17 protein-coding genes are annotated in these 18,656 nt (G+C 44.5%); 8 read left to right on the forward strand and 9 right to left on the reverse strand.

Annotated elements, in window-relative coordinates:
- Positions 1-451: 451 nt before the first annotated feature.
- The gene (locus HWQ39_RS28220; RefSeq protein ID WP_292852770.1) at positions 452-595 is read left to right on the forward strand and encodes a hypothetical protein; all 144 of its coding nucleotides are present in this window, start codon (positions 452-454) and stop codon (positions 593-595) included.
- 115 nt (positions 596-710) lie between these two features.
- On the opposite strand, the gene HWQ39_RS28225 is transcribed toward HWQ39_RS28220, so the two are convergent.
- Together HWQ39_RS28225 and HWQ39_RS28230 are read right to left on the reverse strand one after the other, a co-directional pair.
- On the reverse strand, positions 711-1,991 hold the full coding sequence (locus tag HWQ39_RS28225; RefSeq protein ID WP_292852773.1) for a VWA domain-containing protein: 1,281 nt from the start codon (positions 1,989-1,991) through the stop codon (positions 711-713).
- Positions 1,988-3,244 (reverse strand): VWA domain-containing protein, encoded by a 1,257-nt coding sequence (locus HWQ39_RS28230; protein WP_292852776.1) that lies wholly within the window; start codon positions 3,242-3,244, stop codon positions 1,988-1,990. Before HWQ39_RS28230 ends, HWQ39_RS28225 begins: the two co-directional genes overlap by 4 nt.
- 238 nt (positions 3,245-3,482) lie before the next feature.
- Between HWQ39_RS28230 and HWQ39_RS28235 the strand changes: the two genes are divergently transcribed.
- From HWQ39_RS28235 to HWQ39_RS28245, 3 genes are all read left to right on the forward strand, one after another.
- The gene (locus HWQ39_RS28235; RefSeq protein WP_292852779.1) at positions 3,483-4,145 is read left to right on the forward strand and encodes an ATP-dependent Clp protease proteolytic subunit; all 663 of its coding nucleotides are present in this window, start codon (positions 3,483-3,485) and stop codon (positions 4,143-4,145) included.
- A gap of 130 nt (positions 4,146-4,275) precedes the next feature.
- Positions 4,276-4,887, forward strand: a complete 612-nt coding sequence (locus HWQ39_RS28240; RefSeq protein ID WP_179067384.1) for an ATP-dependent Clp protease proteolytic subunit — start codon at positions 4,276-4,278, stop codon at positions 4,885-4,887.
- A 193-nt stretch (positions 4,888-5,080) separates the two neighbouring features.
- Entirely contained in the window at positions 5,081-5,704 is a 624-nt protein-coding gene (locus HWQ39_RS28245; protein ID WP_292852782.1) for a J domain-containing protein, read from the forward strand.
- A gap of 172 nt (positions 5,705-5,876) precedes the next feature.
- Here HWQ39_RS28245 and HWQ39_RS28250 read toward each other — a convergent pair whose 3' ends face one another.
- The 6 genes from HWQ39_RS28250 to HWQ39_RS28275 all read right to left on the reverse strand — a co-directional run bounded on the left by HWQ39_RS28250 (position 5,877) and on the right by HWQ39_RS28275 (position 12,027).
- Complete coding sequence (locus HWQ39_RS28250; protein WP_292852785.1) at positions 5,877-7,079, reverse strand: PLP-dependent aminotransferase family protein; 1,203 nt, start codon at positions 7,077-7,079, stop codon at positions 5,877-5,879.
- A 128-nt stretch (positions 7,080-7,207) separates the two neighbouring features.
- Positions 7,208-7,342: a hypothetical protein gene (locus HWQ39_RS28255; RefSeq protein ID WP_292852788.1), complete on the reverse strand. Its 135-nt coding sequence runs from the start codon at positions 7,340-7,342 to the stop codon at positions 7,208-7,210.
- Between the two features lie 87 nt (positions 7,343-7,429).
- Positions 7,430-8,164 (reverse strand): ABC transporter ATP-binding protein, encoded by a 735-nt coding sequence (locus tag HWQ39_RS28260; protein ID WP_292852791.1) that lies wholly within the window; start codon positions 8,162-8,164, stop codon positions 7,430-7,432.
- Positions 8,161-9,000 carry an ABC transporter ATP-binding protein gene (locus tag HWQ39_RS28265; RefSeq protein ID WP_292852794.1) on the reverse strand — a complete coding sequence of 280 codons (840 nt, stop codon included), beginning with the start codon at positions 8,998-9,000 and terminating at the stop codon, positions 8,161-8,163. Before HWQ39_RS28265 ends, HWQ39_RS28260 begins: the two co-directional genes overlap by 4 nt.
- On the reverse strand, positions 8,997-10,835 hold the full coding sequence (locus HWQ39_RS28270) for an ABC transporter permease (RefSeq protein WP_292852797.1): 1,839 nt from the start codon (positions 10,833-10,835) through the stop codon (positions 8,997-8,999). The genes HWQ39_RS28265 and HWQ39_RS28270 overlap by 4 nt, the downstream gene beginning before the upstream one ends.
- Positions 10,828-12,027, reverse strand: coding sequence for an ABC transporter substrate-binding protein (locus HWQ39_RS28275; protein ID WP_292852800.1), 1,200 nt, complete (start codon positions 12,025-12,027; stop codon positions 10,828-10,830). The genes HWQ39_RS28270 and HWQ39_RS28275 overlap by 8 nt, the downstream gene beginning before the upstream one ends.
- Positions 12,028-12,469: 442 nt before the next feature.
- Here HWQ39_RS28275 and HWQ39_RS28280 point away from each other — a divergent pair, with 442 nt between their 5' ends.
- From HWQ39_RS28280 to HWQ39_RS28290, 3 genes are all read left to right on the forward strand, one after another.
- Positions 12,470-13,288 (forward strand): basic amino acid ABC transporter substrate-binding protein, encoded by an 819-nt coding sequence (locus tag HWQ39_RS28280; protein ID WP_292852803.1) that lies wholly within the window; start codon positions 12,470-12,472, stop codon positions 13,286-13,288.
- A gap of 404 nt (positions 13,289-13,692) precedes the next feature.
- On the forward strand, positions 13,693-15,687 hold the full coding sequence (locus HWQ39_RS28285; protein ID WP_292852806.1) for a serine/threonine phosphatase: 1,995 nt from the start codon (positions 13,693-13,695) through the stop codon (positions 15,685-15,687).
- A 111-nt stretch (positions 15,688-15,798) separates the two neighbouring features.
- The gene (locus HWQ39_RS28290) at positions 15,799-17,082 is read left to right on the forward strand and encodes a protein kinase (protein WP_292852810.1); all 1,284 of its coding nucleotides are present in this window, start codon (positions 15,799-15,801) and stop codon (positions 17,080-17,082) included.
- A gap of 58 nt (positions 17,083-17,140) precedes the next feature.
- On the opposite strand, the gene HWQ39_RS28295 is transcribed toward HWQ39_RS28290, so the two are convergent.
- Entirely contained in the window at positions 17,141-17,359 is a 219-nt protein-coding gene (locus HWQ39_RS28295; protein ID WP_012407469.1) for a DUF4327 family protein, read from the reverse strand.
- Between the two features lie 887 nt (positions 17,360-18,246).
- Here HWQ39_RS28295 and HWQ39_RS28300 point away from each other — a divergent pair.
- Positions 18,247-18,645, forward strand: coding sequence for a tetratricopeptide repeat protein (locus HWQ39_RS28300; RefSeq protein WP_292852813.1), 399 nt, complete (start codon positions 18,247-18,249; stop codon positions 18,643-18,645).
- The last annotated feature ends 11 nt before the right edge of the window (positions 18,646-18,656 follow it).

The following is an 18,656-nucleotide window of genomic DNA, read 5'->3' on the forward strand; positions in this document are numbered from 1 at the left end:
TATAGCGGTTCCCGACCTAGTGAGGTACGTTTTCAAAGCTACTAACCTTGGTAAATAAGATTTAGGTGTACCTCAGTAGACCAGGAAACGCTACAGCTTAATTGACTTATGTGAAAACGCCCAAGATAATCGTTACCCAATTACAAAGCGGACGATTAAAATTGGAGTTGTAACGCAACTGCGGTTTAAGTACAGCTTGTTTAGGCAATTTAATAGTTAAACAAGCCGTTTGGATAAACTACCACAGGTTATACTCTAAGTCAAACGCGATCGCCTCAATTATCTATCTGCTAAAGGCTTTGCGGTATGCGATCGCTATTCCTGTGAGTCGTGATTTTTGGGCGATCGCCTCAATTATGTAACTGCTAGAGGTTTTGCTGATAACTTAAGAACAAGGAAATAGGCGATCGCGTAACATAGAATTATAACTGACTTCAAAACAGCAAATTATATGCTAGAAGCAAATATACGCGACAACCAAGAGCTTTCTCAGCTAATCCAACAAGCCAACTCTAAGCGAGAAGCGATCGCCTTAGTCCAAGAAGGGCAACCAAAAGCAGTGCTGTTAAGTTTCATCAGAGGTTTGACTTACTAAATTGGCTTGTTTATTTAAGTAATTCACGTATTTATTTTGGTGTATCGTTTATTTGTAGTTAATTAATTCTGCTTAATTTTTGCATCGTCCTACTTGTGCGAATTCAAAACAGTTACTATTCCTGTAAAACAGTCTTTGATACAATCCTAGTTTTCTTCAGGTCAGCTTCAGAAAGTTGTTCCCCAGCTTGCAGGCGAGTGGCGGAAGTTTGCAATACTGTCGCCGCCCCTTTATCTCCTATTTGTAAAGCGGTTTTGGCTGCTGTTTGTAGCATCGTGGCTGCACCTGTGCGATCGCCTTGTTGCAATTTCGCCTCGGCTAACTGGGTTTGCCGATACTTCGCTAATGCTAAAATAGACTGTTGCACCTGGGGATTAGATGTCGGTTGATACGCCCGCACTACATCTGCATACACTGGCATCAAGGGCGAAAGTAAACCTTCTTCGTTAACCAATGGGTCATCATAACGGATTTGCAGATGCGCGATCGCTCGTTTACCTTCTGGCAATTGTCCCAAATAAATGTTTGCCAAAACTACCCGTTCTACATCCTGCATCAAATCTCCCAAACGGACAGCAAAGCTACCATCAGCTTCCGGTTCTACTGGTAACTCGATTGTGTCTGGGGCAACTTGGGCAATGGGTTTCAATTCCGCTAATCGGACATTGGGCACTAGAGATAACAGCAAATAGGCATTAGTTAGCCCAATCGATTGAATCCTTCCAAACAGTCGGCTAAATTGCTCTACAGCTTGTTCAGGATGTTCAATATGGGCTAAAGTGCCACCACCGACATCGGCAATTTTTTCTAATAAATCCTGATTCCAGCTATTGCCAAATCCGAGAGTGTTGATCGTTAGGTTCAGCTTGGCAGCCTTTTGCGCCAGTTTGAGACAGCGTTTATTGTCATCTCGCCCAATATCCCACTTCCAAATCCGCAAAGCGCTTTCACCATGACCATCTGTCAGCAAAAACGCCTGGGAAACAGCGCCTCTTGTGCCCTTCATCAATTCTGTAATTCCCAGTTCCAAACCATCAGCGATCGCAGTGCCGCCGCTAGCAGTCAGTTTGCTTTTTATTTGAGATTTGATGCTTTCGGGGTCTTCGATCGCTTGGTTAGGGATAATGACTTCCGCAGAACCGGAAAAAGCCACAACTGAGATGCGATCGCCTACTTTCAAACGATCGATTAATCCTTCCACTGCCTGAATCACCGTTTTAATTGGTTGTCCATGCATGGAACCACTTTTATCCAAAATCAAGCAGAGATTAAGGGGCAGATTTTGGTCAGACTCACCAGCGATGGCAAAAATTGTAATTGCCAATTGACGTTGGCTACTTGTTTGAGCCACATCAACATTATTGTCATTTAACGCCGAGAGCAATTTAACTTTCATTGAGGAGGGGTATCTTGCAAAATTGTTTTGGAGACAATTCTGGTTTTCTTGCGATCGCTTTCAGATAAATCTCCACCAGATTGTAGCTGGGTGGCAGAAGTTTGCAACACCGTCGCCGCCCCAGTATCTCCCATTTGCAAGGCAGTTTTCGCAGCCGTTTGTAACATTGTCGCCGCACCAGAGCGATCGCCCTGTTGTAATTTCGTCTCGGCTAGCTGGGTTTGGCGATACTTCGCTAATGCTAAAATAGAATGCTGCACCTGGGGATTCAGGTCTGCTTGGTAATTTTTGACTACATGGGCATAAACTGGGATATTTGCTGTAACTAAACCTACTTTGTTGGCAGATGGATCGTCGTAGCGGACTTGCACATTAGCGATCGCTTGTTCACCTGTTGGCAATTGTCCCAAATAAATATTAGCTAAGATTACCCGTTCTGCATCTTTCATTAAATCTCCCAACCTTACTGCAAAACGTCCATCAGCTTCTTGTTGCAGTGGTAACTCAATTGTGTCTGGGGAAACTTGAGCAACCGGTTTGAGTTCCGCTAACCGGACATTGGGCATTAGAGAGAATAACAGATAAGCGTTAGTCAATCCCACCGTTTGAATGCGGCTAAACAGGCGATTAAACTCCTCCTCTGCCTGTTCGGGTTTTTGAATATAAGATAAAGTACCTAAGCCAGCATCGGCAATTTTTTCTAAAACATCTTGGTTCCAGTTGTCACCAAATCCCAAAGTATTTAAAGTCAAATTATAGCTAGCAGCCAATTGGGCGAATTTTAAACAGCGATTGTTATCACCGTGTTCATTTTCCCCGTCGGTTAACAAAAAGGCTTGGGAAACAGTATCTTTTTTGCCCTTTGCCAACTCCTCAATCCCCAAGCGCAGTCCTTCATCAATTGCAGTTCCACCATCGGCGGCTAGGCGGTTAATTTGCTGTTTGATTTTCTCTGGATTTTCGACACTTTGACTAGATACTAAGACTTTGGCACGGTGATCGAAAACTACCACACTGAGGCGATCGCCAGGATTGAGTCTATCCACCAGACGATTCGCTGCTTTTTTGACCGTTTCTAGCGATCGCCCATTCATCGAACCACTATGATCGAGAATTAAGCATAAATTCAACGGTACATGGCGGTCTTGAGTCTCTGCGATCGCCGAAATCGAAACTCCTAACTGACGCTGACTGTTCAGTTGATTCGCGTCCAAATTACCATCATTCAAGGCAGGCTGCAAGCTAACCTTCATAACTTAAAGTCCCTATTCAGGATATACATATAAAAAAATAACTTCAAAGCACTACTTTAACTCTACGGAAAACCTATCTAACACAAATACACTAATATAATCAGAATATCTTAGAAGCCAAGCATTGGCAGATGCGAAGCCACCTTCAGCATTAGGGAGAAATCCGCACCTTGAGGGAGGCGTGCATCGCGCTAGGATGTATTACAGTTAACGGCATAGTTTCAGGCGATCAGTTGCTATGGACATTTCCCCAATCAAAGCTGTTCAAGCCCCATATTACGGCGATAGCTCTTACCGGACACCACCGCCAGATTTACCTTCCCTCTTATTGAAGGAGCGAATCGTCTATATTGGGATGCCTCTGGTGCCTGCTGTCACCGAATTAATCGTGGCCGAATTGCTGTTTTTGCAATCCGACGACCCGGAAAAACCGATTAAAATCTATATCAACTCTACCGGCACTTCCGGTTACAGTGGCGAACCTATTGGCTTTGAAACCGAAGCCTTCGCCATTTATGACACCATGAAATATATCAAGCCTCCTATCCACACCATCTGCGTCGGTTCCGCGATGGGTATGGCAGCAATGCTACTGAGTGCTGGTACAAAAGGTTGCCGTGCTAGTTTGCCTCACTCCTCAATTATCCTGCATCAGCCCAAGAGTTACGCCCAAGGTCAAGCAACGGATATTCAAATTCGCGCTAGGGAAGTTTTGGTAAATAAAGGGGCGTTAGTTGATATTCTACATCGCACCACTGGACAGGCTCCAGAAAAAATTACTAAAGATATGGATCGGCTGTTGTATCTAACACCCTATGAAGCGAAGGAATACGGACTAATTGACCGAGTTTTTGAAAAAGAAGAACTCGCAAATCCCCCACTCCCTGCCAGTGTTCTTTAATTTGTCTTTTGTCATTTGTCCTTTGTCCTTTGTTAATAACCAAAAATTATTAATGTTAACGACCAATGACCAATGACCAATGACTAATGACCAATGACTAATGACTAATTAAAAACGGAGTAAGTAAGTTATGCCTATAGGCGTTCCTAAAGTTCCTTACCGGATGCCCGGTGGACAATATACAGATTGGATTAGCATCTACGATCGCCTTTACCGGGAACGGATTATTTTCTTGGGGCGAGATATTGATGATGAAATCGCCAATCAAATTATTGCTGTAATGCTGTATCTGGACTCAGACGATCCAGGTAAAGACATTTATTTATACATCAATTCTCCCGGTGGGATGGTTACATCTGGCATGGCGATTTTTGACACCATGCAACATATCAAATCAGATGTAGTAACTATTTGCGTAGGTTTAGCTGCTTCAATGGGGTCTTTCCTGCTGGCAGCTGGCACCAAAGGCAAACGGCTAGCATTGCCTCACTCACGGATTATGATTCACCAGCCTTCAGGTGGCACCCGTGGACAAGCAACCGATATCGAAATTGAAGCTAGAGAGATTCTACGGATTCGTCACCAGCTTAATGGTATCTATGCCGATAAAACAGGTCAGACCATAGAAAAAATTGAAAAAGATATGGATCGCGACTTTTTCATGTCTGCCGAAGAAGCTAAAGAATACGGTTTAATCGACCGTGTGATTGAAGAACGAACCTCGGTAATAACTGGGGAGTAGGGAGGCAGGGGGCAGAGGGGCAGGGAGCAGGGGAAGAATTCTAAATCCCCGTCCCCAATCCCCAGTCTCTTCTTTAAACAAACTGTCAACATTGAACTTTAAAAAAGCAAATTAGCCCTTATTATTGATAGTTCAGGCATAAAGCTGATAGCTGATAGCCTCTAGCTGCATATTCGATAGCTCATAGCTCAAGATGGATCTTGGAGATTGCTACCGTTTATTGGGTTTAAGATCGGGAGCTTCTTTTGCTGACATCAAAGCGTCTTATCGACGACTGGCGCAGCAATATCATCCCGATATCAACCCAGATGACAACAAAGCCAAAGATAAATTTATTGCCTTAACAGAGGCTTACAAACTCCTGCTGACAGTAGTACTGCCAGACGAAACTGCTGCACATTCAAGTCAGGTGTCAACATCTGGGCATGATGATACCAAAACAACGCAGCGGCAGAAAACACCAGTAACAACGGTGACAAGCCAAGAATCAGGGAAACCAAAGCCGCCTAATCTGTTGGAAATAGAAGAACGGCTGAAGTGGAAGACTTATGAGCAATTGCAGCGATTTTTGCAAGAAAGACGATTTCCCCAAGCGATCGCCCTGGCGGAAGCTTTAGCAGATCGGTTGTCAACAGATGCAGAAGTTCGCCAATGGCTAGCGATCGCTTATCAAATTTGGGGACGGGCGTTAATTTCGGAAAAACAACTGCTTAAAGCCAGAATTTATCTCAAAAAAGCTTTGAAGACAGACCCCCATAATAAAAGTCTTTGGTATGAAGTCCAGCGCGATTTTCAACGTTTAGAACAAATTTTTTAAAGGTTACAAATTTTTCAATCTCCTTTTCATGTCTAAGAAGGGAATGCTTTTTGTTGCGGTTCTGCTGCTTAGACGGAAGGCGGGAGCCTTCTAAAAGGCATTCCCAGTCTCCGAGTGAGAACGAGGTTACGAATTATCATTCAATCCAAAATCCAAAATCTAAAATCCAAAATTAGTTTCGCCATTCGCGCAACACTTTTCCCAAGATAGCAATTCCTTCGACAATCTTCTCCGTTGTTTGAAAGCTAAAAGCTAGTCTGATGGCATCATCTCCCTGGCCATTGGCATAGCAACGAGTTCCTGGCAGAAAGCTGATGCCGTATTCATTGGCAGCTGCTAAGAGTGCTTTGGCGCTGATATGTGGTGGCAATTTACACCAAACGAAAAAGCCGCCACCTGGTCGCAAAGCAACTACATCACTGGGAAACTCTTGAGCGATCGCTTCTAACAACAAATTACATTTATGCTTGTAGCAGGCGATTAGTTCCTGAATGTGATGATCTAGTTTGCCTGTGGCACAGTAGCGGGCAACCACATGGCTAACAAATGGCCCCACAGGCCCCTCACTTTTGAACATTGCCAGCCGTTGAATAATTGCTGGATCGCCGCAAGCCCAACCCAGCCGGATACCAGGCGCAATAATTTTTGAGAAAGTGCTGACGTATAGAACCCACCCATCCTTGTCAAGGCTGGCCAGGGAGGGCACTGTTTCCCCTTGGAATCGCAAATCGCTATAAGCATCATCTTCCACCACCAGCACGCCATACTCAGCCGCTAACGCTACCAGCTTTTGGCGGCGAGATAATGGCATAGTCGCGCCTGTGGGATTATGAAAGGTGGGGATAGTGTAAATAAATCGGGGTCGAATCCCCTGTTTTTTCAAATCGCTCAAAGTTTCTTCTAAAGCGTCCACATCCATTCCTAATTCATCTACAGGAATGCTAATTAGGCGTGCGCCAGCGTGGACAAATCTAGTCACTACTCCCAAAAAGGTTGGGCCTTCCACAATTACCACATCACCGGGTTCGACAAACACATCTGGTAGCAAACCCAAAATCTGACCAGAACCGTAGCCAATGATCACGCGATCGCGATCGGCTGGGATTCCTTGAGCCTGCAAGCGGAGGATAATTTGCTCATAAAGTTGGGCTGAAGGTGGCCCGTAATTGAGAGCGATCGGAGCCTCTTCTGCCAGCACAGCCGCACTTGCGGTAGCCAAGTCGGCATGGGGAAAGAGAATTGGGTCAGCTAGACCATAGGCAAAGCTAACAGTAATAATTTTGGTTAACTCAGTGCCATAAGTTGGTGGTGCGATTTTTCTCGCTCGTTCGGCGAACAAATCAGTAATTTGGTAAGCAGAAGTGGTGGGAGGCATAGAGAGGGAGTTGTCTTCTAGGTTAATGAATACATCAGCATTTTCTCAAAGAAATACTGATAGTCAGTTTTGTTTTATTCTAAATCCGAATAATGTTGCCGTGTTTTCTATGGTGTCTCATCAATATCTCAACGAGCAAAAATTTTAGACCATTTTTGAATCGAGCGTTTGTAAGCTTCTGGCATTTTTAATTTTTTGATTTCTTCAAAAGCAAAAACGCCCACATCTTTGTGTTCCGAACATAGACCACGCAGTAAAGGCACAGCATTACTGTGCCCTTACGACTGCTGTAATCCACACTCCTCTGCGTAAGGTCAAAAAATCTGAAAATTCAGAAAAGTTCAACAACATCATATTTGCGAAACCGCCTCACCACCCAAATAAGCATCACGAATTTGCGGGTTATTCAATAATTCACCAGATGACCCAGACAGCACAATTTGACCATTTTGAAGTACATAACCATAATGAGCAATTTGTAGTGCTAAATTGGCATTTTGTTCAACCATAAATATAGTTACACCCTGCTGATTAATCGTCTCAATTAATTCCAGCACGCGCTCGACATACAAAGGTGAAAGACCCATTGTGGGTTCATCCATGCAAATTAAGCGGGGTCGGCTCATGAGTGCGCGAGCCATTGCTACCATCTGCTGCTCACCGCCGCTAAGTGTTCCCGCACGCTGGCGCAGGCGTCCACCCAGGCGGGGAAAGAGTTCTAGAACCCGCTCAAAGTCTGCATTGATTGCTGTGCGATCGCTACGGGTATAAGCTCCCATTAACAGATTTTCCCGTACCGACATCGCCCCAAATAGCCTTCGCGCCTCTGGTACTGAGGCAATACCGCGTCGAATTAGTTGTGGCGTGGATAAACCTGTAACAGTCTCGTTGGCGAAGGACACAATACCAGCACGGGGACGCACTAAACCCAAAATCACCTTCATAGTGGTTGATTTACCGCTTGCATTGCCACCAAGTAGACAAACAATCTGTCCTTGGTTTACTGCCAAGCTTAAATCAAAATGTACCTGCACTGAACCGTAGTAAGTGACAATTCCATCTAGTTTAAGAAGTGCAGTACTCATGTTTCTGCCTCCACTCCCACCATCGCTGCCCCGATTTTGCGATGTCCCAAGTATGCCTCAATTACTTCTGGATGGTTACGCACAAATTGGGGTAGCCCTTCAGCAATTTTTTTACCATTATCCATAACCACTACGCGATCGGAAAGCTCCATTACTAGTGACAATTTGTGTTCAATCAGCAAAATTGTCAGACCACCAGCTTTGAGTGTGCGGAGCAATAATAGCATCTCGGCAGTTTCGGTGGGATTCATGCCAGCAGTTGGCTCATCCAGTAACAGCAGACGCGGCTGTAAAGCTAGAGCCCGAGCAATTTCGATGCGCCGACGGTTGGCGTAAGATAGACTATGGGCAGGCAGATTTGCTCGTGGTAAGAGGCGATCGCCAAATAAGCTGAGAATTTTCAGCGCCTCCTGACGTAGTTTTTCTTCTTCTTCCCTAACAGCAGCAGGCTGCACCAGTGCCAATAGTAATTCTGCCAAGGGCCCCAGGAATGGCAATTTTGGACGCACAGCCCGTAGTCTAGTATGGGCACCCACTAGTACGTTATCAAGTACACTGATATTTCCGAAGACTCGCCCATGCTGAAAAGTCCGGGCTAATCCACGGTAGGCGAGTGCTTCTGGGCGCAATCCAACAATCGATTGGTTGTAAAACTGGATACTACCTGCGTCTGGTTGGTCTAATCCACTAATTAAGTTAAAAAGTGTGGTTTTGCCTGCACCATTTGGCCCAATTACACTAACTACCTCACCGAGTCCTACCTTGAGGTCGAGGTCATTGACAGCGACTACTCCCCCAAATGAGCGAGAAAGCTTCGCAACTTCCAGGATATTCATATTGTCCCCATCAGTCCTTGTGGACGGAAGCGAATTAAGACCACAAGCAATACGCCATAAATCAAGATACGTTCTTCGACAAAACCCCGAAAGAACTCAGGGAGGATAATTAACAAAATTGCACCGATTACCGCACCTACGGTATTACCCAAACCTCCGAGAATTGCCATTGTCAATCCCAGAATCGAAATCGTATTATTGAAGGTTTCGGGGTTGATATAAGAGTACATGTGTGCTGTGAACGCCCCACTAATTCCCGCAGCAAAGCTACTGACGGCAAAAACTAGAGTTTTATAGCGATTCAGGCTGATGCCGTAGCATTGGGCTGCAACTTCATCTTCGCGGATGGCTCTGAGGGTACGTCCTAAATGTGATCGCACCAGTCGCATTTGCAGCAGTGCTACCAACAACAATAGAATCAGCGCTAGCCAGTAAGTAGCTTGGGGTGTAACAATCAGTTGTCCCGCCAAAGTTAACGGCGGAATGTTATTTAAACCCACAGGGCCAGCCGTCAAACTTTGCCAGTTAAGCAAAATTAAACCAACACTTTCACCAATACCCAAAGTGGCGATCGCTACGTAGTGTCCCCGCAGTCGAAAAGCAGGTAATATCAACAACGTACCTAAGCCAGCAGTAATTAATCCCGCCGCAGGTAACGCTACCTCAAAGGGCAATCCTAACTTCATCACCAATAGCGCTGAGGCATAGCCACCAATAGCTAATAATCCCGCGTGCCCTAAGGACATTAACCCTGATGTCCCTGCAACCAGCGTGAGGCTGAGGGCTAGCAAACCATACAACCAAGCGTTGGTAAGAGTCTGTAATACATAACCGTTGGAAACAAACAAAGGTAACGCCAAAGCTAGCAAGCTCAAACCCCACACAAGTCTCGGTGGTAAGCGTAGGGGCCGACTGATGGCAATAAATGTACCTGTAAGCGGCTCCGGTGGTAGCCCCCGCCTCCCACCAAATAACCCATTGGGAAACAGTACCAATACAATCAACAAGATGATAAAAGCAAACAGATTGCGATAGCTAGCTCCCAACCATGCCACACCGTAGCTTTCCGTTAGTCCTAGTATTAAACTACCAGCGATCGCACCAGGGATATTACCCAGTCCTCCCAGTAGCGCCGCCGCAAAGCCCTTGAGTCCTGCCTGATAGCCCATTGTCGGAAAAACAACGTTGAAATACATACCTACGAGCATTCCGACAATCCCTGCTAGGGCTGAGGCAATGGCAAAAGTCCCCTGGTTAACTAAATTTACATCCACACCCATCTGCTGCGCTGCATCCCGATCCTGAGCCATTGCCCGGACTGCCCAGCCCAAACGGGTGAAGCGCAAAAAGCAGTAGAGAAACAACCCACTAGCAAGGCTGATTCCAGCAATCAGCAAATCTAGAACACCAATGCTGACTCCAGCAATGGGAATGCGTTCTGAGGGTAGTGGACTGGGAAATGCCTGGGGAAACGGGCCAAAAACGATCTGGGCTGTTTGTTCTAGAATTAAGCTGATACCGAGAGTTGCCAACAAGGGCGCAATCCGGGCTGAACCGTAGAGTGCCCTTAGTCCAATGCGCTCAATTCCTATCCCTAAACCCCCACAGAAAATAGCCACTAATCCAAAGGTTACTACTAACGGCAAGTGCAACCGAGTGATACATAGCCAACCGACATAAGCACCAGCCATGTAAACTGAGCCGTGGGCAAAATTCAATACATTTGCCACTCCGAATATTAGCGCTAACCCAATAGCTACTAAGGCATAGAGATTACCAAGTACCAAACCATTGATAGTTTGATCGAGCAAAGCAATACCAATCTGCTCAGACATATACTTGTACCATAGCCTGCGCCAACTTCTTGCCGTCCCAGAGTACGAACTTTCCGTCTTTAATGATTAAACGCCTATCTACTGGTTTAACTGCCCGCCGTGTTTCTGGATTGAAAGTAACTTTGCCATAAATAACGCTAGGTACATCTTTGAGTTTACCCAGTGATTCTTTAATAGCGGTGCGATCCGGGCCACCCAACTCAATCGCAGCTGCCACTAACTTAATTGTGTCGTAAGCGTGGACGGCAAAAGAATCTGGTTCTTCATGATATTTAGCATCAAACTTTTTCAAGTATTCCCGTACTTCTGGGCGTGAATCAAAGGGTGAAAAATTGGATGTCAGATAAATGCCTTCCACTGCCTTACCACCAAGTTCGAGAAACTTAGGTGAGTGGTTTGAGCCAGTGGTGACAATTGGTAAGTTGATACCCAGCGATCGCGCCTGCTGAATAATCAACGCAGCGTCACTATAATATGAAATCAACGCAATTCCATCAGGTTTAGTTTCACGCACACGAGTTAGAGAAGTCCGAAAGTCTTTTTCATCAGCCAAATAAGGTTCTGTAAATAAAATCTCAATGCCGTTTTCTTTAGCTCTTTGAGCAAATAAGTCATAGCTTGTTTTCCCCCAGTCAGTGTTGAGATGGAATACAGCAATCCGCTTTAAACCCAAGGCTTGGATATAATTGGCGTGTAGTGGCGCTCCATCTTTTTGACTAACTGCATTACTCCAGATGTAATCACCGCCCTTGGTGAAATCTGGGTGGGAGTTAGTAAAGCCAAACTGAACTAGTTTGTTACGTTGATAAATTGGCGATGCAGCCATTGATGCTGGGCTGCTAAAATCTCCCAATTCGATGACAATTTTGGGGTCGGCAACAAATTTCTGAGCAATAACCACAGATTGCTTCGGATCGCTCTGGCTATCTTCAAAAATATATGCCAGCTTGCGCCCTTTAATCCCACCAGCCCCATTGATTTCGTCGAGTGCTAAATCAAACCCTTTTTTCCACTGGGCACCATACTGGGCATTATTACCAGTCAATGGGCCACTCACTCCAATGTAAATCGGCTCCGTCGCCGAGGATTGTACTTGTTGAGAACTGGCACTACAAGCGACCACGATAAAAGTTAGCAGTCCAAGTAGTACGTATGTATATAGCGATCGCTGTAAATTTGACAAAAGTGACATTAATCAACCCCTCCGGGAATTAAAATCGAAAATTTATACAGAGCAATCTGAATAGCTCAAAAAATGTATGTTTACATGTGTAGATAAAAGCAAAATTAAACTAGTCGCGGCGATCGCGCAGCTAATACCCAATCTCCAGTTCCTTTTACAAATATGTTGGTTGGTTTCCACCATGATGTAATAGCTTTATCCTGGTGTTAAGAAGCTGGAAATCTCGCTAAAATCATTTAAACTACGGCAAGTTAATCGATTTACCGTTGTATTAACTGAGTAAGAACATCTCACACCTAGCTAGAAAAATCAAGAGGGGCATGGGGCATTGGGCATGGCAAAACAGTTCCGTTACCGATAGCAGGGCGTTTAACCCGTACTGAGTGCGGAATCTCACTTCTTTACTCAGAACTCGGAACTGTTTTACCCAATCACAAATGACAAATGACAAATGACAAAAGCTAAATTGAAATGGCAGCAGCTAATTCTGAGCTTAGGCTGTTTGCTACTGTTCATTGCCTGTAACAATTCTTATCCAACTACAAATCCAGGAGTTCAAGTCCTGAAGGTGGCAACAGACCCCACCTTTATCCCCTTTGAAATCCAGACGGCTAGCGGGAACTTAGAAGGTTTTGATATTGATTTGATGAATGTCTTGGCGCAGCCTGCCGCAGGTATCGCTAAAATACCAGGTTTTACAGTCCAGTTTGAAAGTCTGCCCTTTGATGGCATGATATCAGCCTTGCAAGCTAAAAGAGTCGATGCTGCAATCAGCGGAATTACGATTACCGCTGAACGCCTGAAAACAATTGCTTTTTCACGACCTTATTTTAAAGCCGGACTAGCGATCGCTGTACGCGAAGACAACCAAAATATTAAAGACTTCAACAGTCTCAAAGGCAAAAAAATCGCTGTCCAAATTGGTTCCACTGGGGCAGATTTTGCCAAAACCATCCCCAACGCCAAAATTAGTACTTTTAATTCTGGTCCAGAATTCTTCCAAGACTTGCTCAATGGCAACGTAGATGCTGTGGTTAGCGATGCTTTCGCTACTTTGTATTCGATTAAAAATGGCAAACTCAAAGGCATCAGAGTTGTTGCCGACCTTCTCACTGAAGAATACTACGGGATTGCTACACCTAAAGACTCCCCCCATTTGGATGCAATTAACAAAGCTATAGCGACTTTGTTATCCAATGGTACTTATAAGCAAATTTATCGAAAATGGTTTAACGCGGAACCTCCACAATTGCCAGATTCTTGGCGATAGGGCGTTAGGAATGCTGAGTTAGGCGTTAGGAAATAGGAGTTAAGAGTTTTGGTTATCAGAAAAATGGGTTTAAAACCCCGTGTTTCCAGCACGGCTTTAAAGTAATGAGTAATGAGTGGATGAAAAATGGGTATTTACTCATTACTCATTACTTATTACTCATTACTCCTTCTTCCCCGTGCGTTTACGGCCGTGAGGATGTCAACTCCCTCATCTCCACTCCCCCATCTATAAGGAATTAGCTACCAATATATGAAATATTTATCTAATATGCGTCACAATTAATACTGCCACCAAAATTTATTGATAAACTACAATTTACTGTAGTCAGGGACAGCCAATTGTGGCACCTTGGATCTTAGTGGCTAGAAGCACCTTGGAACGGGAATAAAGGAACTTCCACTATGCTGATTTGCCCTCAGTGTAAATTTGAAAACCCCAATAGCAACAAATTCTGTCAAAACTGTGGCACGTCCCTGACTCACAAGGTTTGTCCTGAATGCAGTACTGATGATGTACCTGTGAATGCGCTACGTTGTCATAACTGTGACACGGAATGTGGAACAGTGTTTTGGGCAATTATTGCTAAGAAAACGACTGACGAAGCTTTGGGAGTAGAAGGGGATGTGGGGGATGTGGAAGATATAGGAGATGAGGGAGAAATATCTTCTTTATCTCCTCTATCGCCCAGTTCTCAGATTGCATTAGGCTCCTATTTAGACTCCCAAGAGCGCTATCAATTGTTAGATCCGCTACCTACCCAGACTGAAACTGACACTATTAATGATGTAGGTGTGAGAGTTCTAGACTGCCAACCGTATCAAATATCACCAATTGAGGCAATACTAGCAGGTCAGCAAGCAGATTTGCTAACGCCATCAGCACAAGCAAGTGGAATTCCTCACCTTGCCCAACTTTATGTTGCCTTACAATCCCAAGGTGAGCCGGGGATACCGCCGATTCACGATGCCTGGCAGCAGGATGATATACAGGTAGTAATCATCGAAGATCGCTCGAATTGGCAGTATTTACTTGACCTGTGGCAACAAGAAACAACGAGTTCGTTAAAAATTTTACACTGGTGTTATGAAATGACCCAACTATGGGCAGCATTGGAACCAGTAAATTGTCGTCAAAGCCTTTTAGAATTGTCGAATTTGCGATTGGATGAAGACCAAACGCTGGCGCTACAAAGGTTGTATGTGGAATCATCCAATTCTCAGCCCGCCACGGAGTCGCCAGAAGATGCCCAAGTCCAAACATCTGCCATTCCAGAGGAACCATTAGCTATCCAAGCTTTGGGACGGGTTTGGCAAGCACTATTTAGGCAGTCTCAAAGGACTCAATTTGGCTCTGTAGTCCAGATGTTGGGGGATTTAGATGTAGGCAAGATTGAGACGATCGCACAATTGCGATCGCGTTTGGAGGAAATCTCTATTGAACTAGAAGCACTAGGAAATGCAACTTTGCCCGCAATCAAGGAGAAAGATACTGCTGTGCCCACTATCCCGCAATCAGATGAGCCAGAAGATATCATTAGCAAAATTGATGATTTGCCAACTGTTGTGCTAGCGATGCAGTTAAGTAGCCTAGAAGATGCAGGACGCACAGATGTAGGGCGTCAACGTCATCATAACGAAGATTACTTTGGCATTGAAACCAAAATTCACAAGCTAGAGTTTCCTAAAAGTCGCGTCTTAGAAGGGCATGGTTTATATATTCTCTGTGATGGTATGGGTGGACACGCTGGTGGCGAGATAGCCAGCGAGTTAGCAGTCAACACCCTACGGCAATACTTTCAAGAACACTGGATTGCCAACCAACTGCCAACAGAAGATAGCATTCGTGAGGCAGTGTATTTAGCTAACGAGGCGATTTACAAGCTCAACCAACAAGATGCCCGTTCTGGAGTTGGGCGTATGGGTACAACTTTGGTAATGCTCTTAATTCAAGATACTCAAGCAGCAGTTGCTCATGTGGGAGATAGCCGTCTCTATCGCGTGACACGCAAGCAGGGATTAGAACAAGTCACAGTAGACCACGAAGTTGGCCAACGGGAAATTACGCGCGGAGTGGAAGCAAGCATAGCTTACGCCCGCCCAGATGCCTACCAACTCACCCAAGCCTTGGGGCCTCGTGATGAAAACTCAATTAATCCCGATGTCGGCTTTTTCGACATCAATGAAGATACTCTTCTGCTATTGGCATCGGACGGTCTGTCAGATAATGATTTACTAGAAACCCACTGGCAGACTCACTTAGAACCCTTACTTAGTTCTGGTGCCAACTTAGAACGAGGTGTTACAGACTTAATTGAGTTGGCGAACCAATACAATGGTCATGACAACATTACTGGTATACTAATTCGGGCAAAAGTACGCCCAAATTTGGAAAGTTGAAAATTAAGGGACTGGGGACTGGGAACTGGGAAATAATTTTTCTACTCTCCAATCCCCAAACCCTAATCCCCAATCCCCAGTCCCTAATCCATTTACCTTGTAGGTTGTATTGTGGTTAGTCTGACCCTGTTAGAACCGCAACAGAAAACGCCCCTCCAGCAGTGGTGCTTTGAGAACTCCTCCATAATTCGGATTGGTCGAGCGGCAGATAATCACGTCGTTTTAACTGATAGTTTAGTTTCGCGGCATCATCTAGAACTTAGACAAGTCGGTTCCCCTAACAATGGCGGTAATTGGCAGCTGATTAGTCAAGGTACAAATGGGACTTTTCTCAACGGTATCCTTGTAATTCAAAGTCCATTACCAGATAATTCCCTTTTGCAACTGGCACAGGGAGGCCCAATACTGCAATTCCAAATTCAGGATGTCACAGTACTCGAAACTGGTGTGCGATCGCAACAAATACAAGGGACAGAAGAAAACGCCGCCGAGACACTTTACTCAGTAAACAATCCGGCAAATTTCTCCTACACTTGCACGCACGAAGGCAACTCACCAAATAATTTATTTTGTATTCACTGCGGTCAACCTCTCTCAGTGCAACAGAAGATTCGCCATTATCAGGTGTTGCAAACTCTCGGACAAGGAGGGATGGGTACTACTTATCTGGCTTGGGATGCGGCTGGTCTGATTGCGGGTACACCAAAACTGCTGGTGTTGAAGCAAATGAATGCTGATATGGCCAGAATTGCCAAAGCTCAAGAGTTATTTGAGCGAGAGGCGTACACTCTCAAATCCCTTAATCATCCTGGAATTCCCAAGTATTACGATTTCTTTGTAGAAGACGGAAAAAAATACTTGGCAATGGAGCTAATCCACGGACAAGATTTAGAGAAACGTGTCTATACCACTGGGCCAGTTACACCAAACCAAGCGATCGCCTGGATGATCCAAACCTGCGATATTTTAGAATATCTTCATAGCCAAGAGCCTCCACTGATTCACCGCGACATTAAACCCGCCAACTTAATGGTGCGAGGTTCGGTAAATCGGATAGTGGTGCTAGATTTTGGCGCAGTTAAGGAAATTGGTACAGCGCCCGGTACTCGAATTGGTGCAGAAGGCTACTGCGCTCCTGAACAAGAACGAGGACAACCTTTAACTCAATCTGATTTGTATGCAGTTGGGCCAACGCTGATTTTTCTGCTCACAGGCGAAAACCCGTTCAAGTATTACCGCCAGCGGGGGCGAAACTTCAGGTTTGATGTGGCAAAAGTTCCCACCATTAGCTCCCAATTAAGAGATGTGATCGATCGCGTTACAGAACCATTGCCACGCGATCGCTATCAAACTGCAAAAGAATTAGCTGCGGCGTTAGCTGCCTGCAAAGTTTAGAGAGTGGGGAGTAGGGAGTGATAAATATTAAAAATTACTATTCCCTATCCCCTATTCCCTATTCCTCATCCCAAGTTTCTACAGCTAGCAATTCGCTAACTGGGTCTTGCATACTAAAGCCAAAGTCAAGCAGTTCTTGTTTCCAGTGCTGCCATTCATTACCGTAGAGCAAAGCGATTTTCCAGATGCTATCGCTTGGCTTGATAATATTCGATTCTATGAGTGATTGCACGTTGCGCTGCAATTTCACCATTGGGTGAATCACTTGCTGAGTCATAACCTCGATTGAATTCTGATTTTGTTGGTAAATGCTTAATTAAAACTGCTTCCCATTCTGCAATTGTTGCCGGCCCGTAGAGTGGTGTAATTTTGGCAAAGCTAGTCTTAACTTTCTAACTATACCATAACAAACTCCACTAAGTTACTAGTAAATTCGGTTTTGTACGGTAATTACCACCACAAAACTCCTATTTCACCAAGCAGTCCTTAAACTTTTTGCAGAAGCTAGGCAAAGGTTTAGCAGGATGACTTAAGGGATAAAGCGGGTAAGGGATGTTTCTGTTTCCCCCTTTCTTTTCCTTCTTTAACCTTTACCTTTTTTCCACAAGAGTGCAACACTACCTTTCGTAAGATATCTATAGTGAACGCTGGCCAAAATAATTAGTCATCTGGGAAGTTGCACTAAGTAGTGTGACTAAAGACGACTGGGAAAATTTTACTTGTTTGAATCACAAAAAATATGTGTGCTTGTCGAACGATCTATCAGACACAGGCTAGTTTGAAAGTTTTTGACTGTCAGGAAAATTTGCAATTGAGTAGAAATCTCTACTGTTTATTCAAACGTTATTTAGAATATCGCAAACATCTGGCATTAGGCAGAATCATCGCAAATCTTTATATAATTTTAATGTTTTGCTCAGAGAATTAAGATCCGTAGGGTTTTGCTTTGAAGTATGAAGGCGATGCCTACGGCGGTAAACTACGCATGGCAAAATTGTCGTTACAGCATGGGCTTACCATAAAGTTCCCTCGTCTTCAAAGCCAGTATTTGAATTTTGTGTAAAAAATTTCTAGCCAAGATGTTAGTTTCTGTTGAACAAGTGGGTATCCTCAGAACGGAGGCTTGCTGATAGCTAAGTATTTACCGCAGCAAGTATGTGAGGTATGACTGGTTCAGATGAAGAATACCTAATTTCTCGCAAAAAGCAGATTCAGCGGCGGCAAAAGATTGTCACGATAGTGTCGATGTTCTCGTTTTTTGGTTCTACAGCGTTTGCAGTCATTCCAGCAATCCAACATGCTAATCAACCTCAGCCAGTAACTGCGTCTATTTCTCCTGAGTCAGTATTACAGCAACAGGTGCGGGGCTACGAGTTGGTTTTACAACGGGAACCAGAAAACCAACTTGCTTTAGAGAAACTGTCTGTGCTGCGGTTGCAATTGAAGGATGCCAAAGGTGCGATGGAACCTTTGGAGAAGCTAGTTAAGTTGCATCCTGATAGGAAAGATTACAAAGTTGTTTTAGAGCAGATTAAGAAACAAGAGGGTAAAGGCGATCGCTAATTCAAAATATT

This window comes from Nostoc sp. NMS8 (assembly GCF_017115045.1).
Classification (GTDB): Bacteria; Cyanobacteriota; Cyanobacteriia; order Cyanobacteriales; family Nostocaceae; genus Nostoc.

Excerpts from the sequence above, each read along its gene's own strand:
- HWQ39_RS28220 (WP_292852770.1), top strand. The coding sequence starts at position 452 with ATGCTAGAAGCAAATATACGCGACAACCAAGAGCTTTCTCAGCTAATC.
- HWQ39_RS28225 (WP_292852773.1), bottom strand. The coding sequence starts at position 1,991 with ATGAAAGTTAAATTGCTCTCGGCGTTAAATGACAATAATGTTGATGTG.
- HWQ39_RS28230 (WP_292852776.1), bottom strand. The coding sequence starts at position 3,244 with ATGAAGGTTAGCTTGCAGCCTGCCTTGAATGATGGTAATTTGGACGCG.
- HWQ39_RS28235 (WP_292852779.1), top strand. The coding sequence starts at position 3,483 with ATGGACATTTCCCCAATCAAAGCTGTTCAAGCCCCATATTACGGCGAT.
- HWQ39_RS28240 (WP_179067384.1), top strand. The coding sequence starts at position 4,276 with ATGCCTATAGGCGTTCCTAAAGTTCCTTACCGGATGCCCGGTGGACAA.
- HWQ39_RS28245 (WP_292852782.1), top strand. The coding sequence starts at position 5,081 with ATGGATCTTGGAGATTGCTACCGTTTATTGGGTTTAAGATCGGGAGCT.
- HWQ39_RS28250 (WP_292852785.1), bottom strand. The coding sequence starts at position 7,079 with ATGCCTCCCACCACTTCTGCTTACCAAATTACTGATTTGTTCGCCGAA.
- HWQ39_RS28260 (WP_292852791.1), bottom strand. The coding sequence starts at position 8,164 with ATGAGTACTGCACTTCTTAAACTAGATGGAATTGTCACTTACTACGGT.
- HWQ39_RS28265 (WP_292852794.1), bottom strand. The coding sequence starts at position 9,000 with ATGAATATCCTGGAAGTTGCGAAGCTTTCTCGCTCATTTGGGGGAGTA.
- HWQ39_RS28270 (WP_292852797.1), bottom strand. The coding sequence starts at position 10,835 with ATGTCTGAGCAGATTGGTATTGCTTTGCTCGATCAAACTATCAATGGT.
- HWQ39_RS28275 (WP_292852800.1), bottom strand. The coding sequence starts at position 12,027 with ATGTCACTTTTGTCAAATTTACAGCGATCGCTATATACATACGTACTA.
- HWQ39_RS28280 (WP_292852803.1), top strand. The coding sequence starts at position 12,470 with ATGACAAAAGCTAAATTGAAATGGCAGCAGCTAATTCTGAGCTTAGGC.
- HWQ39_RS28285 (WP_292852806.1), top strand. The coding sequence starts at position 13,693 with ATGCTGATTTGCCCTCAGTGTAAATTTGAAAACCCCAATAGCAACAAA.
- HWQ39_RS28295 (WP_012407469.1), bottom strand. The coding sequence starts at position 17,359 with ATGACTCAGCAAGTGATTCACCCAATGGTGAAATTGCAGCGCAACGTG.
- HWQ39_RS28300 (WP_292852813.1), top strand. The coding sequence starts at position 18,247 with ATGACTGGTTCAGATGAAGAATACCTAATTTCTCGCAAAAAGCAGATT.